Raw genomic sequence first — 22433 nt, 5'->3', positions numbered from 1 at the left:
AAGTGAAACGACTCAGCGCCGATGATAGTGTGGCAGCTGCCATGTGAGAGTAGGACACTGCCAGGGTCTTAAACACAAACAACCCCGATGCCAATGCATCGGGGTTTTTTGTTGCGCGTCGATCCCCGCCCGGGCGCTACATGCTCAGAACCGTGACCTTACGTCCCGCGCGGCTTTGCGCGTCGGGTCGGGATCGCCGTGCGCGGGTCCTCAGGCCACGGATGCCGCGGATAGCGGCCACGCAGATCTTTACGCACTTCGGCGTAGCCTCGCGTCCAGAAACCTGCGAGGTCCTGTGTCACCGCGATCGGCCGCTGTGCGGGTGACAGCAAATGCAGAACGACTTTCGTGCGCCCGCCATCGACGGTCGGCGAAGGTGCGCAGAAGCGGAGTCGTGAACGCTGAAACGAAAACGCCCAACCGGAAGGGTTGGGCGTTGAAAGGATTGGTGGTGATGAGTGGAATCGAACCACCGACCTCAGCATTATGAGTGCCGCGCTCTAACCGTCTGAGCTACATCACCACGGTGGGCCGCGCATTGTAGGGAAAAGCGCTTGCCGCGTCGAGAGTTCCTGGATCTTCGTCGTACAGGTAGTCCCGGGTCAGCGGCAGGCGTTCGAGTTTGCGCGTCATCTGCAGGTGGAAGACGCAGAGATTGCCCCATCGGAATGACGCTTCACAGGCGACCAGATAGAACTCCCAGAGACGGCAGAAGCGTTCGCCGAGCCGTTCGGCGAAGTGCGCGCGCTGAGCCTGAAAGCGGCGGTTCCATTCACGCAGCGTCAGGGCGTAGTGCAGGCGCCAGGTTTCGCAGTCGGTGACGAGAAGACCTGTCGGCTCGATCGCCGCGAACACTTCCGAGGCTGCCGGGATGTAGCCGCCCGGAAAGATATATTTGCGAATCCAGGGATTCCCGGCTCCCGGCGGCGTCATGCGACCGATCGTGTGCAGCAGCGCGGTGCCATCGACCGCGAGCAGCTCATGCACACGTCGGAAGAAGGCGGGGTATTGCGGCCGGCCGACGTGCTCGAACATGCCGACGCTGACGACAGCATCGAAGCGGCCGTCAACCTCGCGATAGTCCTGCAACCGCAGCTCGATCTGCCCGCCGAGATCGAGTGCTTCGACGCGCTGCCGGGCAACGCCGAGTTGTTCACTCGACAGTGTGATGCCGGTGACCGTTACGCCGTGGTGTTGCGCGAGATGGATCGCCAGCCCGCCCCACCCGCAGCCGATATCGAGCACGCGCATGCCGGGCTTGAGGTCGAGCTTGCGTGCGATCAGTTCGCATTTGGCTCGCTGTGCCTCTTCGAGCGTCATCTCGGGGCGCGCGAAGTATGCGCAGGAATAGAACATTCCCTCGTCGAGAAAGCGCCGGTACAGGTCGGCGTCGAGATTGTAGTGGTGTTCGACGTTGTGGCGCGAAGCCAGGGGGGTGTTCAGTTCGAGAAGCTGTGCGAGCAAGGTCCGGAAGCGGCGCCCCTTCATGCGCTGTTCGAGTTCTTCCTCGAATTTGACCCCGACTTCGAGCACGCGAAGCAAGTCGCCGTCGGCCGGCTCCCAGCCGTGATCCATGAAGGTCTCGCCGAACTTGAGCGCCGGGCGCATCAGGATCTGGCGCAGCACGTTTGCGTCGCGCAGCTGCACCTGCGCGCTGGGCGCGCCGTGCCCGAGCGTGCAGACGCTGCCGTCAGGCGCGATGAACTCGATCGTGCCGCCGCCGAAGCCTCGCCCGAGCAGATCGAGCAGGGGTTGCATGGACATTATCGTGCCTCCGAACGTTGCGATCCGGTCTAGCGATTGGGTCCTGCTGGAACCTCGAGCGAGCGCCGGTCGCCGGCGCCCGCGGCTCGATCATACAAAAAAGCGGCACGACGGTCGCCCGGCGCCCACCGTGCCGTCGCAAGCCTTCAGCGCTGGAAGGATGCGATGTACTGCTCGTCCCCGATGCCACGCAGCACGGCGGCGGCCGACCACGCAGCGACGGCCTGGGCGCGGGCCGCGGCCAGCCGGGCGATGGCGTCCTGCAGGTCGCGTTCATTGTGCAGCACGTCTTCGAGCGACTTCAGGCCAACGCGCTGCAACTCACTTTGTGTATGCACGACGTCCTCGCGGTACTCGACTTCGCGCTGTAGGGCCTCGGCGTCAGCCATGGCGCTGTCGTAGCTTGCGTGCAGGCTGCTCAGCTGGCGCTCGGCTTCACGGGCCACGGCGAGGCGCTCCTGCGCGGCGGCTTCGGCCTGAGCGCTGGCGGCGCGCGCCTGACGCACGGCAGAGGCGTCGAGCGGAATGCTGATGCGGGCGCCGACACTCCAGGTATCCGGCTCGGCACTGGCGCTGCCCTCGTAACGGCCGTCGAAATGAGTGTAGTCGGCGACTGCGCTCAGCGACGGCCACAGGCGGCGCCATGCTTCGCGCGCCTGCGCCTCGGCGGCGGCACCCTGCGCGTCGGCGCTGTGCTCCGGCAGCGTCGCCTCACGTTTCAGCGGCCAGGCCGGGATCGGCGTATCGGCATCGTGGATCGTGCCTTCATGGCCGCTCGCCTCCTTCAGCGTGGCTTCGGCGGCGCCGACCGCTGCCTGCAGCCGCGCTTCGTCAGCCTGCAGACGCGCCAGCTCGCTTTCGATCAGATGCTGATCGAGCTGCGAGGACTGCTGGATTTCCACCTCGCGGCGCACGCGTTCGGCGGTCAGCGCAATGCGCTCACGCTGCACGCGCAGGGCCGCGAGCCTGCGCTGCAAGGCCTGCAGCTCGACGTAAGCGCTGGTCGCCTGATGCAGCTTGAGCAGAGCGGCCTGACGTTCAGCCAGTTCGGCGACAGCGAGATCCTGCTTGGCGCGCGAGCGCGCTGCGGCGACCGCGCCGAACACATCGATCGGCAGGCTGTAGCTGACGCCGTAGCGATATTGGTCGCGCGCGAATGGGGGATTGGCCAGCGACGCGGACGTCAGCACGCCCGTGAAGCGCGCTTCATCGTAGCGCTGCACGTCGGCATAGGCGGCGCCACCGCCGAAGTAGCGCGAGGTTTGCGCGGCGAGCGCTTCGCGCGCGGCGAGGGTGTCCTGCGCGCGCGCTTCGATACTCGGGTGCGTCAGCGTCTGTTGCAGCAGTTCGCCGAGCTCCGACGCATGCGCTACCGGCAGTCCGGCGAGCGCGAGCGCCAGCGCCGCCGCGAGGCGGGTGCGCAGGCCAAGTCCGGCGGACAAGGAGGGAGTATCAGCTTCGGCCTCGTGTCGCGTGCTCTGCATCGGCGGCCTCATTGCGCGTGCTGGCGAATCCACGCCAGCAGTTGCGGCAGCGGTAGAGCGCCGGACTGCCGCGCGACCTCGCGCCCGCCGCGAAAGATCGCCAGCGTCGGAATGCTGCGAATGCCGAAGTTCGATGCCAGACCGGGTTCCTGCTCGGTATTGAGCTTGGCCATCCGTACCGCTGGCTCGAGCTGGGCAGCGGCGGCGCCGAAGGTCGGCGCCATGGCACGGCAGGGGCCGCACCACGGCGCCCAGAAGTCGACGACCACCGGCACGTCACTGCGGCCCACGTGCGTCGCGAAGCTGCGCTGATCGAGTTCGACCGGATGGCCGTCGAACAGTAGCTGATGGCATTGCCCGCAGTTCGGATGCTCGCCGAGCCGCGTACGCGGCAGGCGATTGACGGCGTGACAGTGCGGACAGACGACGTGAACGGTGTCGCTCATGGCGGTGTTGGCTCCGAGTCAGGACGGTCGCTTCAGGCGCAGAATCCCCAGCGCGCCCAGCACGTACTTCTCGTATATGGGCTCGGTGTCACCGGTTTTCATCTTGCGGATGAAGTATTTCTCGAACGCGATCTTGGCCAGGTGCACCCACTTGCCGCGCTTGGCCCAGGTCACGTTGCGCGGTGGGATCTGCGGCAGTGCGACGAAGGCGACGCCGTTGTCACCCATGTCGGCCAGGCAGATCGCGTTCCACGTCGCCTTGTGCTCGGCCGGCTCGCCGCGCAGGTCGGCGTCGATGTTGTGGACGATGGCGGTAACCATCGACTCGATCATGTAGCCGGTCTTCGGCGCGCCAGTCGGCACCGGGGTGACCTCGACCGGCGGGATGGCGACGCAGACGCCGGCCGAGAAGATGTTGCGGTACTTGGTGCTGCGCTGGTACTCGTCGATCAGCACGAAGCCGCGCGGATTGCAGAGGCCCGGTACCGAGGCGACCACGTCGACGCCCTTGAACGCGGGAATGAACATCGTGAAGCGCGACGGCAGCTCATGCGTGCGCAGCTCTTCGCCGCGCTCGTTGTGCTCAATGGCAGTGACCGAACTGTCGGTAACCGCTGTCACCTTGGCGTTGGTGACCCACTTGATGTGGCGCTGCCGCATCTCGGATTCGAGCAGGCCCTTGGAATCGCCGACGCCGCCGAGGCCCATGTGACCGATGTACGGCTCGCTGGTGACCAGCGTCATCGGCACACGGTCGCGCAGCTTGCGCTTGCGCAGGTCGGCGTCGACGATCAGGGCGAATTCGTATGCAGGTCCGAAGCAGCTCGCACCCTGTACGGCGCCGATCACGACCGGCCCGGGGTTCTTGAGGAAGGCTTGGTAGGCTTCCGCGGCATGCAGCGCATGCGGCGTCGTGCAGACCGACTGGCTGTGCTGGTCGGGGCCAAGGCCCGGGACTTCCTCGAATGCGAGGCGCGGCCCGGTGGTGATGACCAGATAGTCGTAGGTCAGCACCGTGCCATCGGCGAGCGTCAGGCGGTTTTCTTCGGGCTCGAGCTTGGTCGCCGCGCTGGCGACGAAGCGGATGCCACGACGTTCGACATTCGGGCGGATCGGCACCATCACCTGTTCGGGCTTGCGCCAGCCGACCGTCACCCAGGGATTGCTGGGCGTGAACTGGAAATGCTCGCTGGAATTGACGAGCGTGACCTCATGCTCGCCGAGCGTTTTCTTCAAGTCGTAAGCGGCCGGCATACCGCCGACGCCGGCACCGAGAACCACGATATGAGCCATGTTTTTCTCCTGCAGAGCCCATGCGCTTTCTTCGCATGTCTCCAGCGTGTTCCAAGAGAGCCGCCACTGCCTTGATCTGAGTCAGCGGTGGCGGCTTGCCCGATGCAGCTTGAAGTATTATATTAGAAAAATCTAATTTAGAAAGATCTAAATGAAACGGAAGCGCCAATGAACGCGGTAACGGAAGAAGCGGCAGCGCAAATGGCGACCCACGCGGAAGAGGCGGCGCAGCTGCTGCGCGCACTCGCCAGTCCGCATCGCCTGCAGGTGCTGTGCGCGCTTGCCGGTGGCGAGCATTCGGTGGGCGAGCTCAATGCGCGCGTCGGGCTGTCGCAGTCGGCGCTGTCGCAGCATCTCGCGCGCTTGCGCGACGAGGGGCTGGTCAGCACCCGCCGCGAAGGCCAGACCATTTATTACGCGCTTGCCGACGGGCCGGCGCTGGCCGTGATCGAGGCCCTGCACGGCGTCTACTGCGGCAGGGATTGACCGATGTCAGTGTGCGCAGCATAGCTGCGCCGCAAGCTGCAACAAAAATGCTGTCAGGAGGAAATTGCGATGAAGACGAGTATCGACCGCCTGGTGTTCCGTGTTGCCGGCATTTTCGTGCTGGCCGGCACGGTGCTGGCCTATCTGCATTCGCCGTACTGGCTGTGGCTGACCGGTTTCGTCGGCGCCAACATGCTGCAGGCCTCGTTCACCGGCTTCTGCCCGCTGGCGAAAATTCTCGCTGCGCTCGGTGTGCCGGAAGGCGCTGCCTTCCGCTGCGCGCCGAAGTCCAACTGAGTTCGCCGGCCATGATGAAGCCGCCGCTCCGCTACAGCCTTTGGCTGGCTGTCGGTCTTGCGCTGACGGCCTGTTCCGATCGGCAGACTTCCGCCCCGGTCGGGGCGCCTGCCGGTGCCGCGCTGGCGACGATTGCGCTAGCGCCCGCGCAGGCGGCGCAGGAGCTGCGTTTCGACGGGGTCATCGAGGCCGAGCGTCAGGCGACGATCGCCGCGCAGACGGCGGGGCGCATCGTCGCCCTGCCGTTCGATGTCGGCGACCCTGTCCGGCAAGGCGATGTGCTCGTGCGTCTGACCGCGACCGAGCAGCACGCGCAGGCCGGCAGCGCTGCTGCGGCACTCGCCGAGGCCGAAGCGCGCGCGAGCGAATCGGCGCTGCAGTACGAACGGATCCGCGACCTGTTCGAACGCAAGCTAGTGGCCAAGGCGCAATACGACCGCGCCAAGGCCGATGCCGATGCCGCGCGCGCGCGCGTCGAGGCGGCCCGCGGCCAGCTCACGCAGGCGCGCGAACAGGCCGACTACACGGCAGTGCGTGCGCCGTACGATGGCATCGTCGTGCGCCGCGAGGTCGAGCTTGGTGAGGCGGTCGGCGTCGGCCGTCCGCTGATCACGGTGCTGGCGCCCAATGCGTTGCGTGTCGCCGCCGACATCCCGCAACAGGCGATCGCCGCACTGCGCAGCGCGACCACGGTGCGCGTGATTCTTGCCGACGGCTCGGCGCCGACAGCCGGCGCGCTGCGTATTCCGCCGAGCGCCAACGAGACGACGCGCAGCTACCGCGTACTCGCCGCGTTGCCCGGCCAGACCCTGGCGCCGGGTACGCTCGTGAAGTTCGCCTTCGCCGCCGGCGAGCGCGAGCAGCTGGCCGTGCCGCAATCGGCGCTGGTGCGGCGCGCCGAGCTCGATGCGGTCTACGTGGTCGACGCGCAGCAGCGGGTCGGCCTGCGCTATGTGCGCGTCGGTGAGGCCGGCGCTGACGGTCGTGTGCCGGTCTATGCCGGCCTGGCGGCCGGCGAACGCGTCGCCGCCGATCCGATCGCAGCGGCCGCGGCTTATCAGCAGCAACTGGCTCCGGAACACGGCTCATGACGCCCGGCGAAGATCGGCGCCTCGGCATATCGGGCAGCGTCGCACGGCGTTTCCTGACGACTGAAATCACCCCGCTGCTGGCGCTGGCCGGGCTGCTGCTCGGCCTGTTCTCGGTGATCGTCACGCCGCGCGAGGAAGAGCCGCAGATCAACGTTACCTTCGCCAATGTCTTCATTGCGTTCCCGGGCGCGTCGGCGAAGGAGGTCGAGTCGCTGGTGACCGGGCCGGCCGAGCAGATCGTTGCCGAGATCGACGGCGTCGAGCACATCTACTCGGCGTCGCAGCCGGGCATGGCCCTGTTGACCGTACGCTATCGCGTCGGTGAGCCGCGCACCGACGCGATCGTGCGTCTCTACAACGCCTTCTATCAGCACGCCGACCGCCTGCCACAGGGCGCGGGCGTGATGCCGCCGCTGATTCAGCCGAAGGGCATCGACGACGTGCCGATCTTCGCGGCGACGCTGTGGAGCGACGATCCGACCGTCGACAGCGACGCGTTGCTGCGCGTCGCGCGCTCGCTGGAGAACGAGCTGCAACGCGTGCCCGGCGCGCGCAATGTGACGACGATCGGTGGCCCGGATCGCGTGGTGCGCATCGCGCTCGATCCGCAGCGGCTCGCCGCCTACGGCCTGGCGATCGATGATTTACAGAAAGCGCTGGCCGCCGCCAATACCAGCCTCGAAGCCGGCAGTCTGGTGCGCGACAATCACGAGACCCTGCTGCAGGCCGGAACTTTTCTGGCGACGCCGGAAGACGTGGCCTCGGTCGTGGTCGGCGTCAAGAACGGCGCGCCGGTATTTCTGCGCGACGTTGCTGAGGTGCACGCCGGCGCCGACTGGCCGGCGCGCTACGCCAAGTTCGGCGGCGGTCCGGCGCGCGACGCCGCGACCACCGCCGCGCGCGTGCCGGCGCTGACGCTGACCGTCAGCAAGAAGCCGGGAGAGAACGCGGTCGACGTCGCCGCCGCGCTCGAGGCGCGGCTCGCCGCGCAGCGCGGCATCGTCATTCCCGACAACGTGCATGTCAGCGTGACGCGCAACTACGGCGTCACCGCGCAGGACAAGGCGCAGACGCTGATCAAGAAGCTGATCTTCGCGACCGCCTCGGTGATCGTGCTGGTGCTGTTCGCGCTCGGTCGCCGCGAGGCGATCGTGGTCGGGACCGCGGTGGTCGCGACGCTGGCGATCACGCTGTTCGCGTCCTGGGCCTGGGGCTTCACGCTGAACCGTGTGTCGCTGTTCGCGCTGATTTTCTCGATAGGCATCCTCGTCGACGATGCCATCGTCGTCGTCGAGAACATCCACAGGCACATGATGCTCGGCCATAAATCGCTGACCGACGCGATTCCGGCAGCGGTCGACGAGGTTGGCGGTCCGACCATCCTGGCGACCTTCACCGTCATCGCCGCGCTGCTGCCGATGGCCTTCGTCAGTGGTCTGATGGGGCCGTACATGCGGCCGATTCCGATCAACGCCTCGACCGGCATGCTGATCTCGCTGGCGGTGGCCTTCGTCTTCACGCCATGGCTGTACCGGCGCCTGTTCCTGAAGACGGAGCATGCCCACGCCCCTGGCGAGGACCGCACCGCGCAGCGCCTGCGTGCGTTCTTCACGCGCGTGATGACGCCGTTCCTGCGTGGCCGCGACGGCCGTGGCCAGCGCGTGCGGCTGCTGCTCGTGCTCTTGCTGCTGATCACCGCCTCGGTGTCGTTGGTCGGCTTCAAGGCGGTGATCCTCAAGATGCTGCCGTTCGACAACAAGAGCGAGTTCCAGGTCCTGGTCGACATGCCGGAAGGCACGCCGCTCGAGCAGACCGCGCGCGTGCTCGACGCACTGGCCGACTACGTGCAGACGATTCCCGAGGTCACGGACTACCAGATCTACGCCGGCACCGCCGCGCCGATCAACTTCAACGGCCTGGTCCGCCAGTACTACCTGCGCAGCGCGCCCTACCAGGGTGATATCCAGGTCAACCTGCTCGACAAGCATCTGCGGCACCGCAAATCGCACGAGATCGCGCTGGCGGCGCGCGCGCCGCTGGCGGCGATCGGTGCCAAGCTTGGTGCAACCGTCAGCATCGTCGAAGTGCCGCCGGGCCCGCCGGTGCAGGCGCCTCTGGTTGCCGAGATCTACGGCCTCGACTACGCGCGCCAGCAGGACGTCGCGCGCAAGGTGCGCGACGTGTTCGCGGCGACGCCGGATGTCGTCGACATCGACGATTCGATCGTCGCGCCGCAACCGAAGCTGGTCGCGCAGGTCGATCGCGTGCGCGCAGCGCAGCTCGGCATCGGCCAGCAGCAGGTGACGGCGGCGATCGCGGCCGCGGTCGGCGGACGCGACCTGTCGTGGCTGCACGACGAGCAGGCGCGCGTCGCCGTGCCGCTGCGCCTGCAGCTGCCGCCGGCCGAGCGCGCTGATCCGGATGTGCTCGGGGCGCTGCGCCTGCGCGCGGCGAGCGGCGCGCTGGTGCCTCTGTCGGAATTCGTGCAGCTGCGACCGAGCTCGCGCGAGCCGACGATCTTCCACAAGGATCTGTTGCCGGTCGTTTACGTGACCGGTGACGTCGCCGGTCGCACCGACAGCCCGCTGTACGGACTGCGCACGATCGCCGCCGAGCTTGGCAAGATGCCGATCGACGGCGCACCGATCGAGCAGCTGCTGACGCGGCAGCCGGACAATCCGACCCGCTGGAGCCTGAAGTGGGACGGCGAGTGGCAGGTCACCTACGAGACCTTCCGCGACATGGGCATCGCGTACTCGGTCGGTCTGGTACTGATCTACCTGCTGGTGGTCGCGCAGTTCCGTTCGTACACGCTGCCGCTGATCATCATGGCGCCGATCCCGATGACCATCGCCGGCATCATGCCGGGGCACGCGCTGCTAGGGCAGCAGTTCACGGCGCCGTCGATGATCGGCATGATCGCGCTGGCCGGCATCATCGTGCGCAATTCGATCCTGCTGGTCGATTTCATCGAGCAGGAAGTGCGCGAGGGCAAGCCCCTGCAGCAGGCGACGATCGATGCCGCCGCGATTCGCGCGCGACCGATCGCGCTGACTGCGGTGGCGGCGATGGCGGGCGGCTTCTTCATCATCGACGATCCGATCTTCGGCGGCCTCGCCGTGTCGCTGATCTTCGGTCTGCTGGTGTCGACGGTGTTGACGCTGCTGGTCATCCCGGTCGTCTACTACGCCTATCACTACCGCAAGGCCGAGGCCGCGCCGGCGCCGCCGTAGAACGCGCGGCAACAAAAAAGGCGCGGCACCGGATGACCGGTGCCGCGCCTTTGTCGTTTGCGCGCTACGGGTTTCGCGCGCTCAGACGTTGAAGCGGAAGTGCATGACGTCGCCTTCCTGGACGATGTACTCCTTGCCTTCGAGGCGCCACTTGCCGGCTTCCTTGGCCCCGGCCTCGCCCTTGTACTGGATGAAGTCCTCGTAAGCGATCACTTCGGCGCGGATGAAGCCTTTCTCGAAGTCGGTGTGGATCACGCCGGCCGCCTGCGGAGCGGTGGCGCCGATCTTGACCGTCCACGCGCGCACTTCCTGCACGCCGGCAGTGAAGTAGGTCTGCAGGCCGAGCAGCGAGTACGCGGCGCGGATCACGCGGTTGAGGCCCGGCTCGGCAAGGCCGAGGTCCTTGAGGAACTCCAGCTTGTCGGCTTCGTCGAGCTGAGCGATCTCGGCTTCGATCGCGGCGCAGACAGCGACCACCTGCGCGCCTTCCTTGGCCGCATATTCCTGCACGCGCGTCAGATACGCGTTGCCCTGCTTCAGGCCCGCCTCGTCGACGTTGGCGATGTACAGCGCCGGCTTGGCGGTGATCAGATGCAGGTCGCGCAGCTGCAGCTTCTCTTCGGCATCGAGCGCGAGGGAGCGTACCGGCGCGCCGGTGTCGAGGTGCGCCTGCACGCGCTTGAGCACGTCAAGTTTGGCGAGCGCTTCCTTGTTGCCGGACTTCGCGGTCTTGGCGACACGGTCGGCGGCCTTGCTGACGCTGTCGAGGTCGGCGAGCGCGAGTTCGGTATTGATGACTTCGATGTCGCGGATCGGGTCGGGGCTGCCGGCGACGTGAATGACGTCCGGATCGTCGAAGCAGCGCGTGACGTGCGCGATCGCGTCGGTCTCGCGGATGTGGCCGAGGAACTGGTTGCCTAGGCCTTCACCTTTCGAGGCGCCGGCGACGAGGCCGGCGATGTCGACGAACTCGACCGCCGCCGGCAGCACACGCTGCGGCTTGACGATGACGGACAGCGCATCGAGGCGCGGGTCCGGTACGCCGACGATGCCAACGTTCGGCTCGATGGTGCAGAACGGGTAATTCTCGGCAGCGATCTGCGCCTTGGTCAGCGCATTGAAGAGCGTCGATTTGCCGACGTTCGGCAGGCCGACGATGCCGCATTTGATGCCCATAAAAGTCCTTCAGTCCTGGTTTCCTCTTTCCGGTCGGGAAAGAGGCTAGGGGGAGGGGTTGCGAGGCCTGCGCCCCGTCGCCCCGAGCCTCTCGCCGCAAGCGAAGAGAGGGCGGTTCATTTCTTTGCCGTGTGCAACTCGGTCAGCGCGCGTTCCCAGCCGCGCGACAGCCAGGTTTCGACCGCGGCCGATGCGCTGATCAGCGCGTCATGGATCGCGACGTCGTCGTCGCGACTCGGCCGGCCCAGCACGTAGTTCAGTACCAGGCTCTTGTCGCCCGGATGGCCGATGCCGATGCGCAGGCGCAGATAGCTTTCGCCGAGCGCCTTGTGAATGTCGCGCAGGCCGTTGTGGCCGCCGTGGCCACCGCCCGACTTCAGTCGCACCGTGCCCGCCGGCAGGTCGAGCTCGTCGTGCGCGACCAGGATCGAAGTCGGGGCCAGCTTGTAGAACTGCGCGAGCGCCTGTACCGCCTGGCCGCTGCGGTTCATGTAGGTCCCCGGCTTGAGCAGCAGCACGTCGTGACCGGCGAGCTTGATGCGCGCGAGCTGACCATGGAACTTCGATTCGGCGCGGAACGGCGTGCGCGCGGCGTCGGCCAGCTGGTCGACGAACCAGAAGCCGGCGTTGTGCCGGGTCCGTTCGTATTCGGCGCCCGGATTGCCGAGGCCGACGATGGCGTGGAGTTCGGAAGCGGACATGCCTCGCTCGAATGTAGCCGTTCAAAGAAAAACCGCCCGTCCCATGCGGACGAGCGGTTTTCGCTTCGACAGAAGAAGTCGCTGTTGCGGCGCGGCACCGGCCTCCGCGCCGCGCGCGGGGGCGGGAACGCGGCCCGCGGCGTTACTTCTTCTTCTCGTCCTTCTTGCCGGCGTCGGCGGCCGCAGCCTCGGCGGCCGGCGCGGCGGGAGCTTCTTCCTCGAACGCCGAGCGCGGCAGATGGATCGCGACGATCGACTGGTCGTTGCCGTGCTTGAGCTGCACGAGGGAAACGCCTTCCGGCAGCGTCAGCTGCGAGAGGTGGATCGACTCGTTGACGTTCAGGTTCGACAGGTCGACCTCGAAGAACTCCGGCAGCAGCGCCGGCAGGCACTCGACTTCGACCTGGTTGAGCTGGTGCTCGACGATGCCGCCGCCGGTCTTGACGCCCGGCGCGATGTCGGCGCCCTTGAAGTGCAGCGGCACGTGCATGCGCAGCGGCTTGTCGGCGAGCACGCGCTGGAAGTCGGCGTGAATCGCATAGCCGCTGACCGGGTGGCGCTGCAGGTCCTTGAGCACGACCTGATGGCTGTCGGCACCGATCTTCACCGTCAGCAGGTGCGAGTAGAACGCCTCGACCTTGAGATGCTTGAACATCTCGTTGCCGGACACGGTGACCGAGATCGGCGCATCGGCGCCGCCGTAGATGATGGCCGGCACCTTGCCCTCGCGACGCAGGCGGCGGCTCGCACCCTTGCCCTGATCGTTGCGCGGCTCGGCATTCACAACAAAGTTTTCTTTCATGGAGAACTCCGAAAAAACAATAGGCTGCCGCCCGCGACCAGGCGGCAGGGGCGCGGATTGTACAGAAAGCGGGGAAAAATTGCCCGGTCCGACGCCGGGCCGGCCGGACCGTTTCGGCCGGCGCTCCGCTTCGCGCGGCGGCGAAGCGGACGGCGCCGGGCGCGTCTTAGTCGACGTACAGCGAGCTGACCGATTCCTCGGCGGAGATGCGGCGGATCGTTTCGGCGAGCAGGCCGCCGATCGACAGCTGGCGGATCTTCGGGCAGGCCAGCGCGGCCGGGGTCAGCGGAATGGTGTCGGTGACGACCATTTCGTCGAGCGCGGAGTTGCTGATGTTGGTGATCGCCGGGCCGGACAGCACCGCGTGCGTGACGTAGGCGACGACCTTGATCGCGCCTTCTTCCTTCAGTGCGGCGGCGGCCTTGCACAGCGTGCCGGCGGTGTCGACGAGGTCATCGACGACCACGCAGGTCTTGCCTTCGACGTCGCCGATGATGTTCATCACGCGCGACTCGTTCGGCTTCGGGCGGCGCTTGTCGATGATCGCCAGCTCGGCGTCGTCGAGGCGCTTGGCGACCGCGCGGGCACGCACCACACCGCCGACGTCGGGCGCGACGACGATCAGATTCTCGTACTTGCGGCGCCAGATCTCGCCGAGCAGCACCGGACTGGCGTAGACGTTGTCGACTGGGATGTCGAAGAAGCCCTGGATCTGGTCGGCATGCAGGTCGACCGTCAGCACACGGTCGGCGCCGCATTCACCGATCATGTCGGCGACCACCTTGGCCGAGATCGGCACGCGCGCGCTGCGCGGGCGGCGATCCTGGCGGGCGTAGCCGAAGTACGGGATCACCGCGGTGACGCGGCCGGCCGACGAGCGCTTCAGCGCATCGAGCAGCATCAGCAGCTCCATGACATTGTCGTTGGTCGGCGCGCAGGTCGGCTGCACGACGAAAACGTCCTTGCCACGCACGTTTTCCAGGATCTCGATCTGGATCTCGCCGTCGGAGAACTTGCCGACCATCGCTTGTCCGAGCGAGGTCTTCAGATACCCGGCGATGTCCTGAGAGAGCTTCGGGTTTGCGTTGCCCGAGAAGAGCATCAGCTTGGATTCGGCCATGCGTGCGCCTGCGATCGTTCCCGTGGTGCTGCGGATCATTGAAGCGGTGTCGAAAAAACGAAAAGCTTCGCAACCGGGCCGGCGACGGCGCGATCCGGCCCGAACGGGCGCGGTACGCGGCCTGCGCCGATTTGGCGGCGAAGCGGGAGAGCGCGCGGAAGCGATGTCAGCCCGGTGGCCAGGTTCAACATCGGTTTCTGCTGCGGCCTCATGACGTATCTGGCTGGGGCGGATGGACTCGAACCACCGAATGGCGGGATCAAAACCCGCTGCCTTACCACTTGGCGACGCCCCAGTGAAAACCCGAAGCCGGGGTCCGGCTTGCGGAAGGCGCGCATTATATCGGATGCGTGCCGGCCGGCGGCCACGGATTTCACCGGGCTCGCCGTCACGAGCGGGCGACGGCGTCGAGCAGCGGCGAACGGTTGCGTCCGCGTGCGACGATCGTGTGCCAGCCGTCCGGCGCGCTGGTCGCGACCGCCTGGGCGCGCTCGCGCGTGTCGAAGGCCGCGAACACGGCGGCGCCGGTGCCCGACATCTGCGCCGGCGCGTGCGTGCGCAGCCAGGCCAGCGCCTGCGCGACCAGCGGATAGCGCGCGGCGGTGACGGCTTCGCAGTCGTTGCCCGCGCGCCCGGCGCGGTAGTCGGCCAGATCGATGCGCGGATGCGCGCGCGGCAGCTCCGGCGCGGCGAAGATCTCGGCGGTGCTGACGTTGACCGGCGGCACCACGATCAGGAACCAGGGCTCGTCGACGATGACCGGCGTCAGGCGCTCACCGACGCCCTCGGCCCAGGCGGCGATGCCGCGCACGAACACCGGCACGTCGGCGCCGAGCGACAGGCCGATCTGCGCCAGCTCGTCGGCCGGCAGACCGAGATTCCACAGGCGGTTGAGCGCGACCAGCGTGGTCGCCGCGTCGCTGGAGCCGCCGCCGAGGCCGGCGCCCATCGGGATGCGCTTCTCGACGCGGATCTCGGCACCGAGATTGGCGCCGGAGGCCTGCCGGATCGCGCGCGCGGCGCGCAGCACGAGATCGTCGGCTTCGCTCACGCCTTCCGGGCCGCCGCTGCGCACGAAGGTGCCGTCACCGCGCGGCGTGACGTAAAGGCTGTCGCCGAAATCGAGGAACTGGAACAGCGTCTGCAGCTCGTGATAGCCGTCGGCGCGACGACCGGTGACGTGCAGGAAAAGGTTCAGCTTCGCCGGCGCGGGCCAGGGGAACGTTGCGGTGAAGGAGCCTTGCGAAGTGTTTTGCATAAAGAAAGGGGATCGCCGCATCGACGCAGACGGCGCGCCGATGTTCGGTTGAGTGGGGAACGCGGGTATCAAGAGCCGGCGACCGGCGGGTGAGTGTCCCAGCGGTCGACGATCAGCTTCAGGGTGATCGCGGAGCTGCTCGCCTCGAAGCGGCGCGGCAAGGCAATACCGTCGACATCTTGATATTCCGTGTAGCGGAAAGTCCAGCCGCCCTGCTGCAGTTCGGCGAGCCGTCCGTCGGCGTCGAACAGCGGCTGGGCCGGCGTCTCCGGTGACGGCAGGCCGCGCGCCCACCAGCGCAGGCCGCGCACCGGAAACGTCCAGCCGGCGCGCTGCAGCAGCCAGCCTTCGGGGTCGGCCGTGTACTCGATGCCGTCCTTGGTGCGGATCTCGACCTCGCGTTCGGTGCCACTGATCGAGATGGCGCCGGCGCCGAACGGGCCGGCGAGGCGCACGTCGAAACGGCCGTCGTCGAACTGGCGCCAGCGCAGATCGGCCTTGACGCCCACGCCGCCGCCGGACGCGGCGCGCCCGAGCAGGCTGAACGATTCGATCGCCGCGACTTGCGCATAGTGCTGGCGCCACTTCGCCGCCGCGGCCGTCTGGTCGGCGAGCGGCGGCGGCAGGCTCGCGCAGCCGCCGAGCAGCAGCGCGGCGCTGAGCAGGACGAGGGCCTTTCTCACGGCGGCAGAGGTGGCGCCGGCTACTTCGTCAGGCGCTGCACGGTTTCCTTCAGCACCGGGTGCTCAGGGCTGTCGCGCAGGGCCTTGTTCCAGACGCTGCGCGCCTCGTCCTTGCGGCCCAGCGTCCACAGCACCTCGCCGAGATGCGCGGCGACTTCGGGATCGGGGAACTCGGCGAAGGCACGCTTCAGCAGCTGGCTGGCGAGCTCGGTGTTGCCGCGCTTGAATTCGACCCAGCCCATGCTGTCGATGATCGCGGCATCGTCGGGGTCGAGCGTCAGCGCGCGGCCGACCAGATCGTGCGCCTCGTCGAGGCGCTGGGTGTGCACTGCCAGCATGTAGCCGAGCGCGTTCAGCGAGCGGGCATCGTCCGGATCGGCGGCCAGCGCCGCCCGCAGATCCTTCTCGGCGGCGTCGATCTTGCCGAGACGTTCGTAAACCAGCGAGCGGCTGTAGAGCAGGTCGACGTTGTCGGGCGCGTCCTGCACGGCGCCGTCGAGCAGCGTCAGCGCATCGTCGTAGCGCTGCGCATTGAGCAGCAGCTCCGATTCGGCCAGCGTGAAACGTATCGCGAACTGCGGGAAGCGATCGCGCAGCTGCGCCAGCAGACGGCGCGCGTCGTCGAGGCGACCCATCTTGGCGAGCACGCCGCTCTGGCGCGTCGCGGCGTCGAGCGCCTGCGCCCCGTGCTGCACGCGGCCGTAGTAGTCGAGCGCGCCGGCGTAGTCGCCGCGGCTTTCGTGCAGGCGGCCGAGCTGCAGGGCCGCGTCCTCGCCGCGATCGCCGTCGAGCAGCGCAGTGAAATAGCGCTCGGCGGTGTCGACGTCCTGGTCGTTGGCGGCCATGACGCCGAGCGCGAACATCGCGTCCGGCTGGTTCGGCGTGTGGGCCAGGATCTTCTGCAGCTGCGTACGCGCCGGTTCGCGCTGGTTCGATTCGAGCAGCAGCTTGGCATAGGCCAGGCGCAGCTCGTCGGCCTTCTCTTCCTTCTTGACCAGCGTGTCGATGACGGCGTTGGCCCCGTCGATCTTGCCGCGCTTGACCAGCACGCCGACGCGCAGCAGCTTTTCATCGCGGCTCTTCGGTGCGAGTGCCAGCGCCTGCAGCGAGGCGCTCTCGGCGACGTCGAGCTGGTTGAAGCGCAGCGCCACCAGCGCCACGGCGTGCGCGGCGCCGACGTTCTTCGGGTAGCGACCGGCCAGCTCGCGGATCACCGACAGCGCGGCGTCGCCGTGCGCCATGTCGGCCTGCGAGAGGATGCCGGCGGCAATGCGAAAGCCTTCGTCGATGCCGCCGGCGTGGCCTTCGATGATCGCCTGGCACTGTTGGCTCGCCGTCGTCAGGTCGCCACGCGAGAGGGCGACGCGGGCGATCACTTCGCGGGCGTCCATCGCGTTCGGTTCGAGCTGCAGCCAGCGCAGCGCGGCGGCCAGCGCCAGGTTCTCGTCGCGGCCGGCGAGCGCCAGGCCGGTCGCGCGCTGGGCGAGGCCGGCGTCGTCGACCGCCTGCAGCGCGGCGAGGAACTCGCGGGCGGCGATCAGCGGCTGGTGGCGCGCCGCTGCCATCTCGCCGGCCATCACGTGGAATTGCGCTTCGGCATCGGACATCGGCGCGTCGCGTTCGACCTCGGCCGTCGCCGGTGCGGCGGAAGGCGCCGGGTCGGCGGCGTGGACGCCGCCGGCCACGAGCAGCAGGCCGAGGGCGGGGCAGCAGGAAAGCAGGCGGAAGCGCATGGGGAACCGGGACGCAGGGGAGGTGCTGTAGACCATTATGCGCATCCGGCGGTTCCACGTCGCCCCGTCGCGACCGCCCGGCGCCGGCCGTCGCGGCGCAGCGCCGGTAGCGTAGAATGTCGCCCGAAATTGCATCCGATAGCCAATGGCCCTCGTCACGCTCGGTCTCAGCCATCATCGCGCCCCCGTCGAGGCGCGCGAACGGCTTGCCTTCACCGAGGCGGATCTCGGCGCGGCGATGACCCGCCTGCGGGCGCTGCCGGACGTCAACGAAGCGGCGATCCTGTCGACCTGCAATCGCACCGAGATCATGGCCGTCACCGGCCTCGAATCCGAGTCGCTGCTGCTCGAGTGGTGGCGGCGCGAGCGTCAGGCGCCGGAGGGCTACATCGAGAAGTTCGCCTACGCGCACCGCGACCTCGGCAGCGTCACGCACAGCCTGCGCGTCGCCGCCGGGCTCGACTCGATGATCGTTGGCGAGCCGCAGATCCTCGGCCAGATGAAGCAGTCGTACGCACTCGCCAGCGAGGTTCGCGCGATCGGCCCGGTGCTGTCGCGGCTGTTCCAGCACGCATTCTCGGTCGCCAAGCTGGTGCGCTCGCAGACCCAGGTCGGCGCGCACCCGGTGTCGGTGGCCTACGCGGCGCTGCAGATGGCGCGGCGCATCTTCACCGATCTCAAGGGCCAGACCGCGCTGCTGATCGGCGCCGGCGAGATGATCCAGCTGGTGGCCAAGCACCTGCACCAGCACGGCGTCGGCCGCATCGTCGTCGCCAACCGCTCGCTCGAACGCGCCGAGAAGCTCGCGCGCGAGGTGCACGGCTATGCGATCAGTCTCAACGACGCCGGCAACTACCTGCCCGACGCCGACCTCGTGATTTCGTCGACCGCGGCGCGCGATTTCGTGCTGCCGTACGAGGCCATGGCGCGGGCAGTGCGCTCGCGGCGGCGCAAGCCGGTGTTCATGATCGACCTCGCCGTGCCGCGCGACATCGACCCGAAGATCGCTGGCCTCGAAGACATTTACCTTTACACGATCGACGACCTGCGCGCGGTGATCGCCGAGAACCTCAAGCTGCGCGAGGAGGCGGCGCGTCAGGCCGAGGTGCTGATCGCCACGCAGGCCCAGGAATTCACGCGCTGGCTCGAAGGGCGCGATGCCGGCGGCACGATCCAGCAGTTGCGCGCCCGCGCCCGCGCCAGCCGCGATGAGGTGCTGGAAAAGGCCCGGCGCAAGCTCGCCGCCGGCGAGCCGGTCGAGGACGTGCTGGGTTTCGTCGCCGACACGCTCAGCAACAAGATCCTGCACGCCCCGTCGCAGGTGCTGCGCAAGGCGGACGCCGTCGAGCAGTCCCTGCTGCTGAACGCCGCGCGCAAGCTGTTCGAACTGCCGGACGACGAGCCTTAGCGGGCCTCCCGCGTTTCGCGCCGTCGCCGCCGGCGCCTGCGATCAGCGGCCGTGCGTTGCCTCTTTTGTCGCGTCCTTCCCTGCCGCATCCGAGCCCGCCGCCCGTGCTCGCGCCCAACGACTGCCACCGATGAAACCGTCCCTGCTGGCTAAGCTCGAACCGATGGCCGAACGCCGCGAAGAGCGCGACGGTGCGGTGGCGGCTTGCCTGGGCTTGGCAAGCCGCCCCGGCGCGCGCCCGCGGGGGGCGTGCCGCGGGCCAGCTTCGAGCGGCTTTTCCGAACTGAACGAGCATCACCGATGAAACCGTCCCTGCTGGCCAAGCTCGAACCGATGGCCGAACGCCGCGAAGAGCGCGACGGTGCGGTGGCGGCTTGCCTGGGCTTGGCAAGCCGCCCCGGCGCGCGCCCGCGGTGTGCGTGCCGCGGGCCAGCTTCGAGCGGCTTTTCCGAACTGAACGAGCATCACCGATGAAACCGTCCCTGCTGGCCAAGCTTGAACAGATGGCCGAACGCCGCGAAGAAGTCGCCCGCGAACTCGGCGACCCCGCCGTGATCGCCGACAACGAGAAATTCCGTCGCCTGTCGCAGGAATACGCGCAGCTCGGGCCGCTGGCCGAGACCTTCGCCGCGCACCGCGATGCGACGCGTGCGCTCGCCGATCTGGAGGTGATGCAGTCCGATCCCGATCCGGAGCTGCGCGAGATGGCCGGCGCCGAATGGCCGCAGGTGCGCGACCGCATCGGCCAGCTCGAGAACGAGCTGCACGCCTTCCTCGTGCCGAAGGATCCGCTCGACAACAACAACGTGTTCCTCGAAATCCGCGCCGGCACCGGCGGCGACGAGGCGGCGATCTTCGCCGGCGATCTGTTCCGCATGTATTCGAAGTACGCAGAAAACCGCGGCTGGCAGGTCGAAGTGCTCAGCGCCAGCGAGGGCGAGCACGGCGGCTTCAAGGAGATCATCTCGCGCATCATCGGCTTCGGCGCGTACTCGCAGCTCAAGTACGAATCGGGCGCGCATCGCGTGCAGCGGGTGCCGGAGACCGAGGCGCAGGGCCGCATCCATACCTCGGCGGCGACCGTCGCGGTGCTGCCGGAAGTCGAGGAGTCGCAGATCACGATCAACCCGGCCGACCTGAAGTTCGACACCTTCCGTTCGAGCGGCGCCGGCGGCCAGCACGTCAACAAGACCGAGTCGGCGATTCGCGTCACGCACGTGCCGACCGGTGTCGTCGTCGAATGCCAGGAAGAGCGTTCGCAGCACAAGAACCGGGCCAAGGCGCTGGCTTTGCTGCAGGCGCGCCTGTCCGAGGCCGAACGCGAGAAGAACGCCAGCAGCCGCGCCGCCGAGCGCAAGAAGCTGGTCGGTTCGGGCGATCGTTCGGAGCGCATCCGCACCTACAACTTCCCGCAGGGGCGCGTCACCGATCACCGCATCAACCTGACGCTGTACCAGCTCGAGCGCGTCATCGCCGGCGACCTCGATCCGGTGATCCAGCCGCTGCTCGCCGAGGCACAGGCCGAGGCGCTCGCCGAACTCGGCGAAACGTGAAGCTCGGCGCCGTCCTGACGCAGGCGCAGGCCGCGCTCGCCGGCTGCAGCGACAGCCCGCGCCTCGACGCCGAGCTGCTGCTCGGACATGTGCTCGGCGGCTCGCGCGCGCAGCTGTTCGCGCGCCTGCACGATGAACTGGACGCGGCCGACGTCGCGCGCTTCGACGCGCTGCTGCAGCGCCGCCGCGGCGGCGAGCCGGTCGCTTATCTGTGCGGCACGCAGGGTTTCTGGAGTCTGACGCTGGAGGTTTCGCCGGACGTGCTGGTGCCGCGTCCGGAGACCGAGTTGCTGGTCGAGTGGGCGCTGGAGCGCATTCCGGCGCGGGGCGCGTTCGCGGTCGCCGACCTCGGCACCGGCAGCGGTGCGATCGCGCTGGCGCTCGCTGTCGAGCGCGGCGACGCGCGGATCGTCGCGACCGACGTGTCGGCAGCGGCGCTGCGCATCGCGCGCCGCAACGCGCAGCGTGCCGGCCGGCCCGACGTCGACTGGCGCGAAGGCAGCTGGTGGCAGCCGCTGGCGGGCGAGCGCTTCGACCTGATCGTCTCCAATCCGCCGTACATCGCCGACCAGGACCCGCATCTGGAGGCGCTGCGCCACGAGCCGCTGCAGGCGCTCAGCGACGGAGCCGACGGCCTGCAGGCGCTGCGCGAGATCGTCGGCGGCGCCGCCCTGCACCTGCGCCCGGGCGGCTGGCTGCTCGTCGAGCATGGCTGGGACCAGGGCGAGGCGGTGCGCGGCCTGTTCGCCGCCGCCGGCTTCGGCGATATTGCGACGCGCCGCGACCTCGAAGGCCGCGAGCGCGTGACCGGAGGATGCCGACGATGAGCGATTTCGCCCGCTACAGCCGCCAGGTGGTGCTGCGCGAGGTCGGCGTCAATGGCCAGCAGCTGCTGCGCGACTCGACGGTCCTGGTGATCGGCCTCGGCGGCCTCGGCTCGATCGCCGCCGCGTATCTCGCCGGTGCCGGTATCGGCCGCCTGCTGCTTTGCGATCGCGATGGCGATCGCGTCGAACTCAGCAACCTGCAGCGGCAGCTGCTGTACCGGCAGGCCGACGTCGGCCGCGCCAAGCTCGATGCTGCCGTCGCCCAGATTCATGCGCTCAATGCCGGCGTCGAGGTCGAGGCCCGCGCCGGCGAGGCCGGGCTGACGGCGGTGCGCGAGGCTGACATCGTGCTCGACTGCACCGACAACTTCCCGGCGCGCTACGCGATCAACGCCGCCTGCGTCGCCGCGAAGAAGCCGTTGGTGTCGGGGGCCGCGATCCGCTTCGAAGGGCAGCTCGCGCTGTTCGACCTGCGCCACGGCGGCCCGTGCTACCGCTGCCTGTACGCCGACGAGGGCGAGGCCGCCGAGACCTGCGAGGAGGCCGGCATTCTCGGCCCGGTGGTCGGCACGGTCGGCAGCCTGCAGGCGTTGCTGGCGATGAAATGGCTGCTCGGCCTGCGCGATGACGCCGGCCGCCTGCTGAGCTGGGATGCGCGCCACTGGCACTGGCGCACGCACCTGATGCGCGCCGACCCGGAGTGCCCGGTGTGCGGCGTCAAAACCCTGGGGAGAAGCACATGAATGAAGTCCTGGTGATGCCGCGTCCGCTCGCGATCCGCATCCTGCATGCCGCGCAGATCGCGGCGCCCGAGGCGATTCGCGGCGTGGTCGGTGCGCGCGGCGGCGAGCCGCGCGCCTTCCATCCGGGCCGCGACGCGGTCGCCGGCGACGAGACGCTGTGGGCACGGCTGTGGTCGCATCCGCAGGCGGCGGCGGTGCCGGCGGCGAGCGAGCTGCGCGACGGCGAGCTGAGCCTGGTCGTGTCGCTGAACACCAAGGGCGTGCTCGAAATGCGCGCCTGGCGCCTGAGCGGCGGCGCCGCTCAGGAACAGGTGCTGAAGATCCGCGACTGAAGC

21 protein-coding genes, 2 tRNA genes and 1 pseudogene are annotated in these 22433 nt (G+C 68.3%); 10 read left to right on the top strand and 14 right to left on the bottom strand.

What is annotated here, in order from left to right:
- Positions 1-158: 158 nt before the first annotated feature.
- The 6 genes and pseudogenes from K343_RS24175 to K343_RS0116265 form a co-directional block, all read right to left on the bottom strand.
- Positions 159-374, bottom strand: a pseudogene (locus tag K343_RS24175) (ATP-dependent helicase C-terminal domain-containing protein); the annotation flags it as partial.
- 72 nt (positions 375-446) lie between these two features.
- Positions 447-523, bottom strand: a tRNA-Met gene (locus tag K343_RS0116285).
- Positions 514-1758, bottom strand: a complete 1245-nt coding sequence (locus tag K343_RS23635) for an SAM-dependent methyltransferase (RefSeq protein WP_051278602.1) — start codon at positions 1756-1758, stop codon at positions 514-516. Before K343_RS23635 ends, K343_RS0116285 begins: the two co-directional genes overlap by 10 nt.
- A 152-nt stretch (positions 1759-1910) precedes the next feature.
- Positions 1911-3206, bottom strand: a complete 1296-nt coding sequence (locus K343_RS0116275) for a TolC family protein (protein WP_161628911.1) — start codon at positions 3204-3206, stop codon at positions 1911-1913.
- Between the two features lie 50 nt (positions 3207-3256).
- Positions 3257-3694, bottom strand: coding sequence for a thioredoxin TrxC (gene trxC / locus K343_RS0116270; protein WP_028008978.1), 438 nt, complete (start codon positions 3692-3694; stop codon positions 3257-3259).
- An 18-nt stretch (positions 3695-3712) separates the two neighbouring features.
- Positions 3713-4987, bottom strand: coding sequence for an NAD(P)/FAD-dependent oxidoreductase (locus tag K343_RS0116265; protein ID WP_028008977.1), 1275 nt, complete (start codon positions 4985-4987; stop codon positions 3713-3715).
- 168 nt (positions 4988-5155) lie between these two features.
- On the opposite strand from K343_RS0116265, the gene K343_RS0116260 reads away from it, so the two are divergent.
- The 4 genes from K343_RS0116260 to K343_RS0116245 all read left to right on the top strand — a co-directional run bounded on the left by K343_RS0116260 (position 5156) and on the right by K343_RS0116245 (position 10094).
- A complete protein-coding gene (locus K343_RS0116260; protein WP_028008976.1) occupies positions 5156-5473 on the top strand; it encodes an ArsR/SmtB family transcription factor in 318 nt (105 codons plus the stop codon).
- A 69-nt stretch (positions 5474-5542) separates the two neighbouring features.
- The gene (locus tag K343_RS0116255) at positions 5543-5770 is read left to right on the top strand and encodes a YgaP family membrane protein (RefSeq protein WP_043112965.1); all 228 of its coding nucleotides are present in this window, start codon (positions 5543-5545) and stop codon (positions 5768-5770) included.
- Positions 5771-5784: 14 nt separating this feature from the next.
- The gene (locus K343_RS22565; RefSeq protein ID WP_161628910.1) at positions 5785-6861 is read left to right on the top strand and encodes an efflux RND transporter periplasmic adaptor subunit; all 1077 of its coding nucleotides are present in this window, start codon (positions 5785-5787) and stop codon (positions 6859-6861) included.
- Positions 6858-10094, top strand: coding sequence for an efflux RND transporter permease subunit (locus K343_RS0116245; protein WP_028008974.1), 3237 nt, complete (start codon positions 6858-6860; stop codon positions 10092-10094). Before K343_RS22565 ends, K343_RS0116245 begins: the two co-directional genes overlap by 4 nt.
- Before the next feature lie 81 nt (positions 10095-10175).
- Here K343_RS0116245 and ychF read toward each other — a convergent pair whose 3' ends face one another.
- The 8 genes from ychF to K343_RS0116205 form a co-directional block, all read right to left on the bottom strand.
- Positions 10176-11270: a redox-regulated ATPase YchF gene (ychF, locus tag K343_RS0116240; protein WP_028008973.1), complete on the bottom strand. Its 1095-nt coding sequence runs from the start codon at positions 11268-11270 to the stop codon at positions 10176-10178.
- A gap of 116 nt (positions 11271-11386) precedes the next feature.
- Positions 11387-11971 (bottom strand): aminoacyl-tRNA hydrolase, encoded by a 585-nt coding sequence (gene pth, locus K343_RS0116235; RefSeq protein WP_028008972.1) that lies wholly within the window; start codon positions 11969-11971, stop codon positions 11387-11389.
- A gap of 142 nt (positions 11972-12113) precedes the next feature.
- Positions 12114-12773: a 50S ribosomal protein L25/general stress protein Ctc gene (locus K343_RS0116230; protein ID WP_028008971.1), complete on the bottom strand. Its 660-nt coding sequence runs from the start codon at positions 12771-12773 to the stop codon at positions 12114-12116.
- Positions 12774-12939: 166 nt separating this feature from the next.
- Complete coding sequence (locus K343_RS0116225) at positions 12940-13893, bottom strand: ribose-phosphate diphosphokinase (protein WP_028008970.1); 954 nt, start codon at positions 13891-13893, stop codon at positions 12940-12942.
- A gap of 220 nt (positions 13894-14113) precedes the next feature.
- Positions 14114-14188 (bottom strand) — tRNA-Gln (locus tag K343_RS0116220).
- 93 nt (positions 14189-14281) lie between these two features.
- Positions 14282-15151: a 4-(cytidine 5'-diphospho)-2-C-methyl-D-erythritol kinase gene (gene ispE / locus K343_RS0116215; protein ID WP_028008969.1), complete on the bottom strand. Its 870-nt coding sequence runs from the start codon at positions 15149-15151 to the stop codon at positions 14282-14284.
- Positions 15152-15219: 68 nt separating this feature from the next.
- Positions 15220-15834, bottom strand: a complete 615-nt coding sequence (lolB, locus tag K343_RS22560) for a lipoprotein insertase outer membrane protein LolB (protein ID WP_051278592.1) — start codon at positions 15832-15834, stop codon at positions 15220-15222.
- A 20-nt stretch (positions 15835-15854) separates the two neighbouring features.
- Positions 15855-17567, bottom strand: a complete 1713-nt coding sequence (locus K343_RS0116205) for a tetratricopeptide repeat protein (protein WP_028008968.1) — start codon at positions 17565-17567, stop codon at positions 15855-15857.
- A 145-nt stretch (positions 17568-17712) separates the two neighbouring features.
- Here K343_RS0116205 and hemA point away from each other — a divergent pair, with 145 nt between their 5' ends.
- From hemA to K343_RS0116180, 6 genes are all read left to right on the top strand, one after another.
- Positions 17713-18975, top strand: coding sequence for a glutamyl-tRNA reductase (gene hemA / locus K343_RS0116200; protein WP_028008967.1), 1263 nt, complete (start codon positions 17713-17715; stop codon positions 18973-18975).
- Between the two features lie 300 nt (positions 18976-19275).
- On the top strand, positions 19276-19449 hold the full coding sequence (locus tag K343_RS24670) for a hypothetical protein (protein WP_154662619.1): 174 nt from the start codon (positions 19276-19278) through the stop codon (positions 19447-19449).
- Positions 19446-20528: a peptide chain release factor 1 gene (gene prfA, locus K343_RS0116195; protein WP_028008966.1), complete on the top strand. Its 1083-nt coding sequence runs from the start codon at positions 19446-19448 to the stop codon at positions 20526-20528. Before K343_RS24670 ends, prfA begins: the two co-directional genes overlap by 4 nt.
- Positions 20525-21355, top strand: a complete 831-nt coding sequence (gene prmC, locus K343_RS0116190) for a peptide chain release factor N(5)-glutamine methyltransferase (protein ID WP_028008965.1) — start codon at positions 20525-20527, stop codon at positions 21353-21355. Before prfA ends, prmC begins: the two co-directional genes overlap by 4 nt.
- Positions 21352-22098 carry a HesA/MoeB/ThiF family protein gene (locus K343_RS0116185; RefSeq protein WP_028008964.1) on the top strand — a complete coding sequence of 249 codons (747 nt, stop codon included), beginning with the start codon at positions 21352-21354 and terminating at the stop codon, positions 22096-22098. Before prmC ends, K343_RS0116185 begins: the two co-directional genes overlap by 4 nt.
- Positions 22095-22430, top strand: coding sequence for a hypothetical protein (locus tag K343_RS0116180; RefSeq protein WP_028008963.1), 336 nt, complete (start codon positions 22095-22097; stop codon positions 22428-22430). Before K343_RS0116185 ends, K343_RS0116180 begins: the two co-directional genes overlap by 4 nt.
- The last annotated feature ends 3 nt before the right edge of the window (positions 22431-22433 follow it).

The sequence above is a fragment of the Solimonas flava DSM 18980 genome, from assembly GCF_000426685.1.
GTDB lineage: Bacteria > Pseudomonadota > Gammaproteobacteria > Nevskiales > Nevskiaceae > Solimonas > Solimonas flava.
Note: the sequence above shows the minus strand (reverse complement) of the source record. Positions and strands in the feature narration are given on the sequence as shown.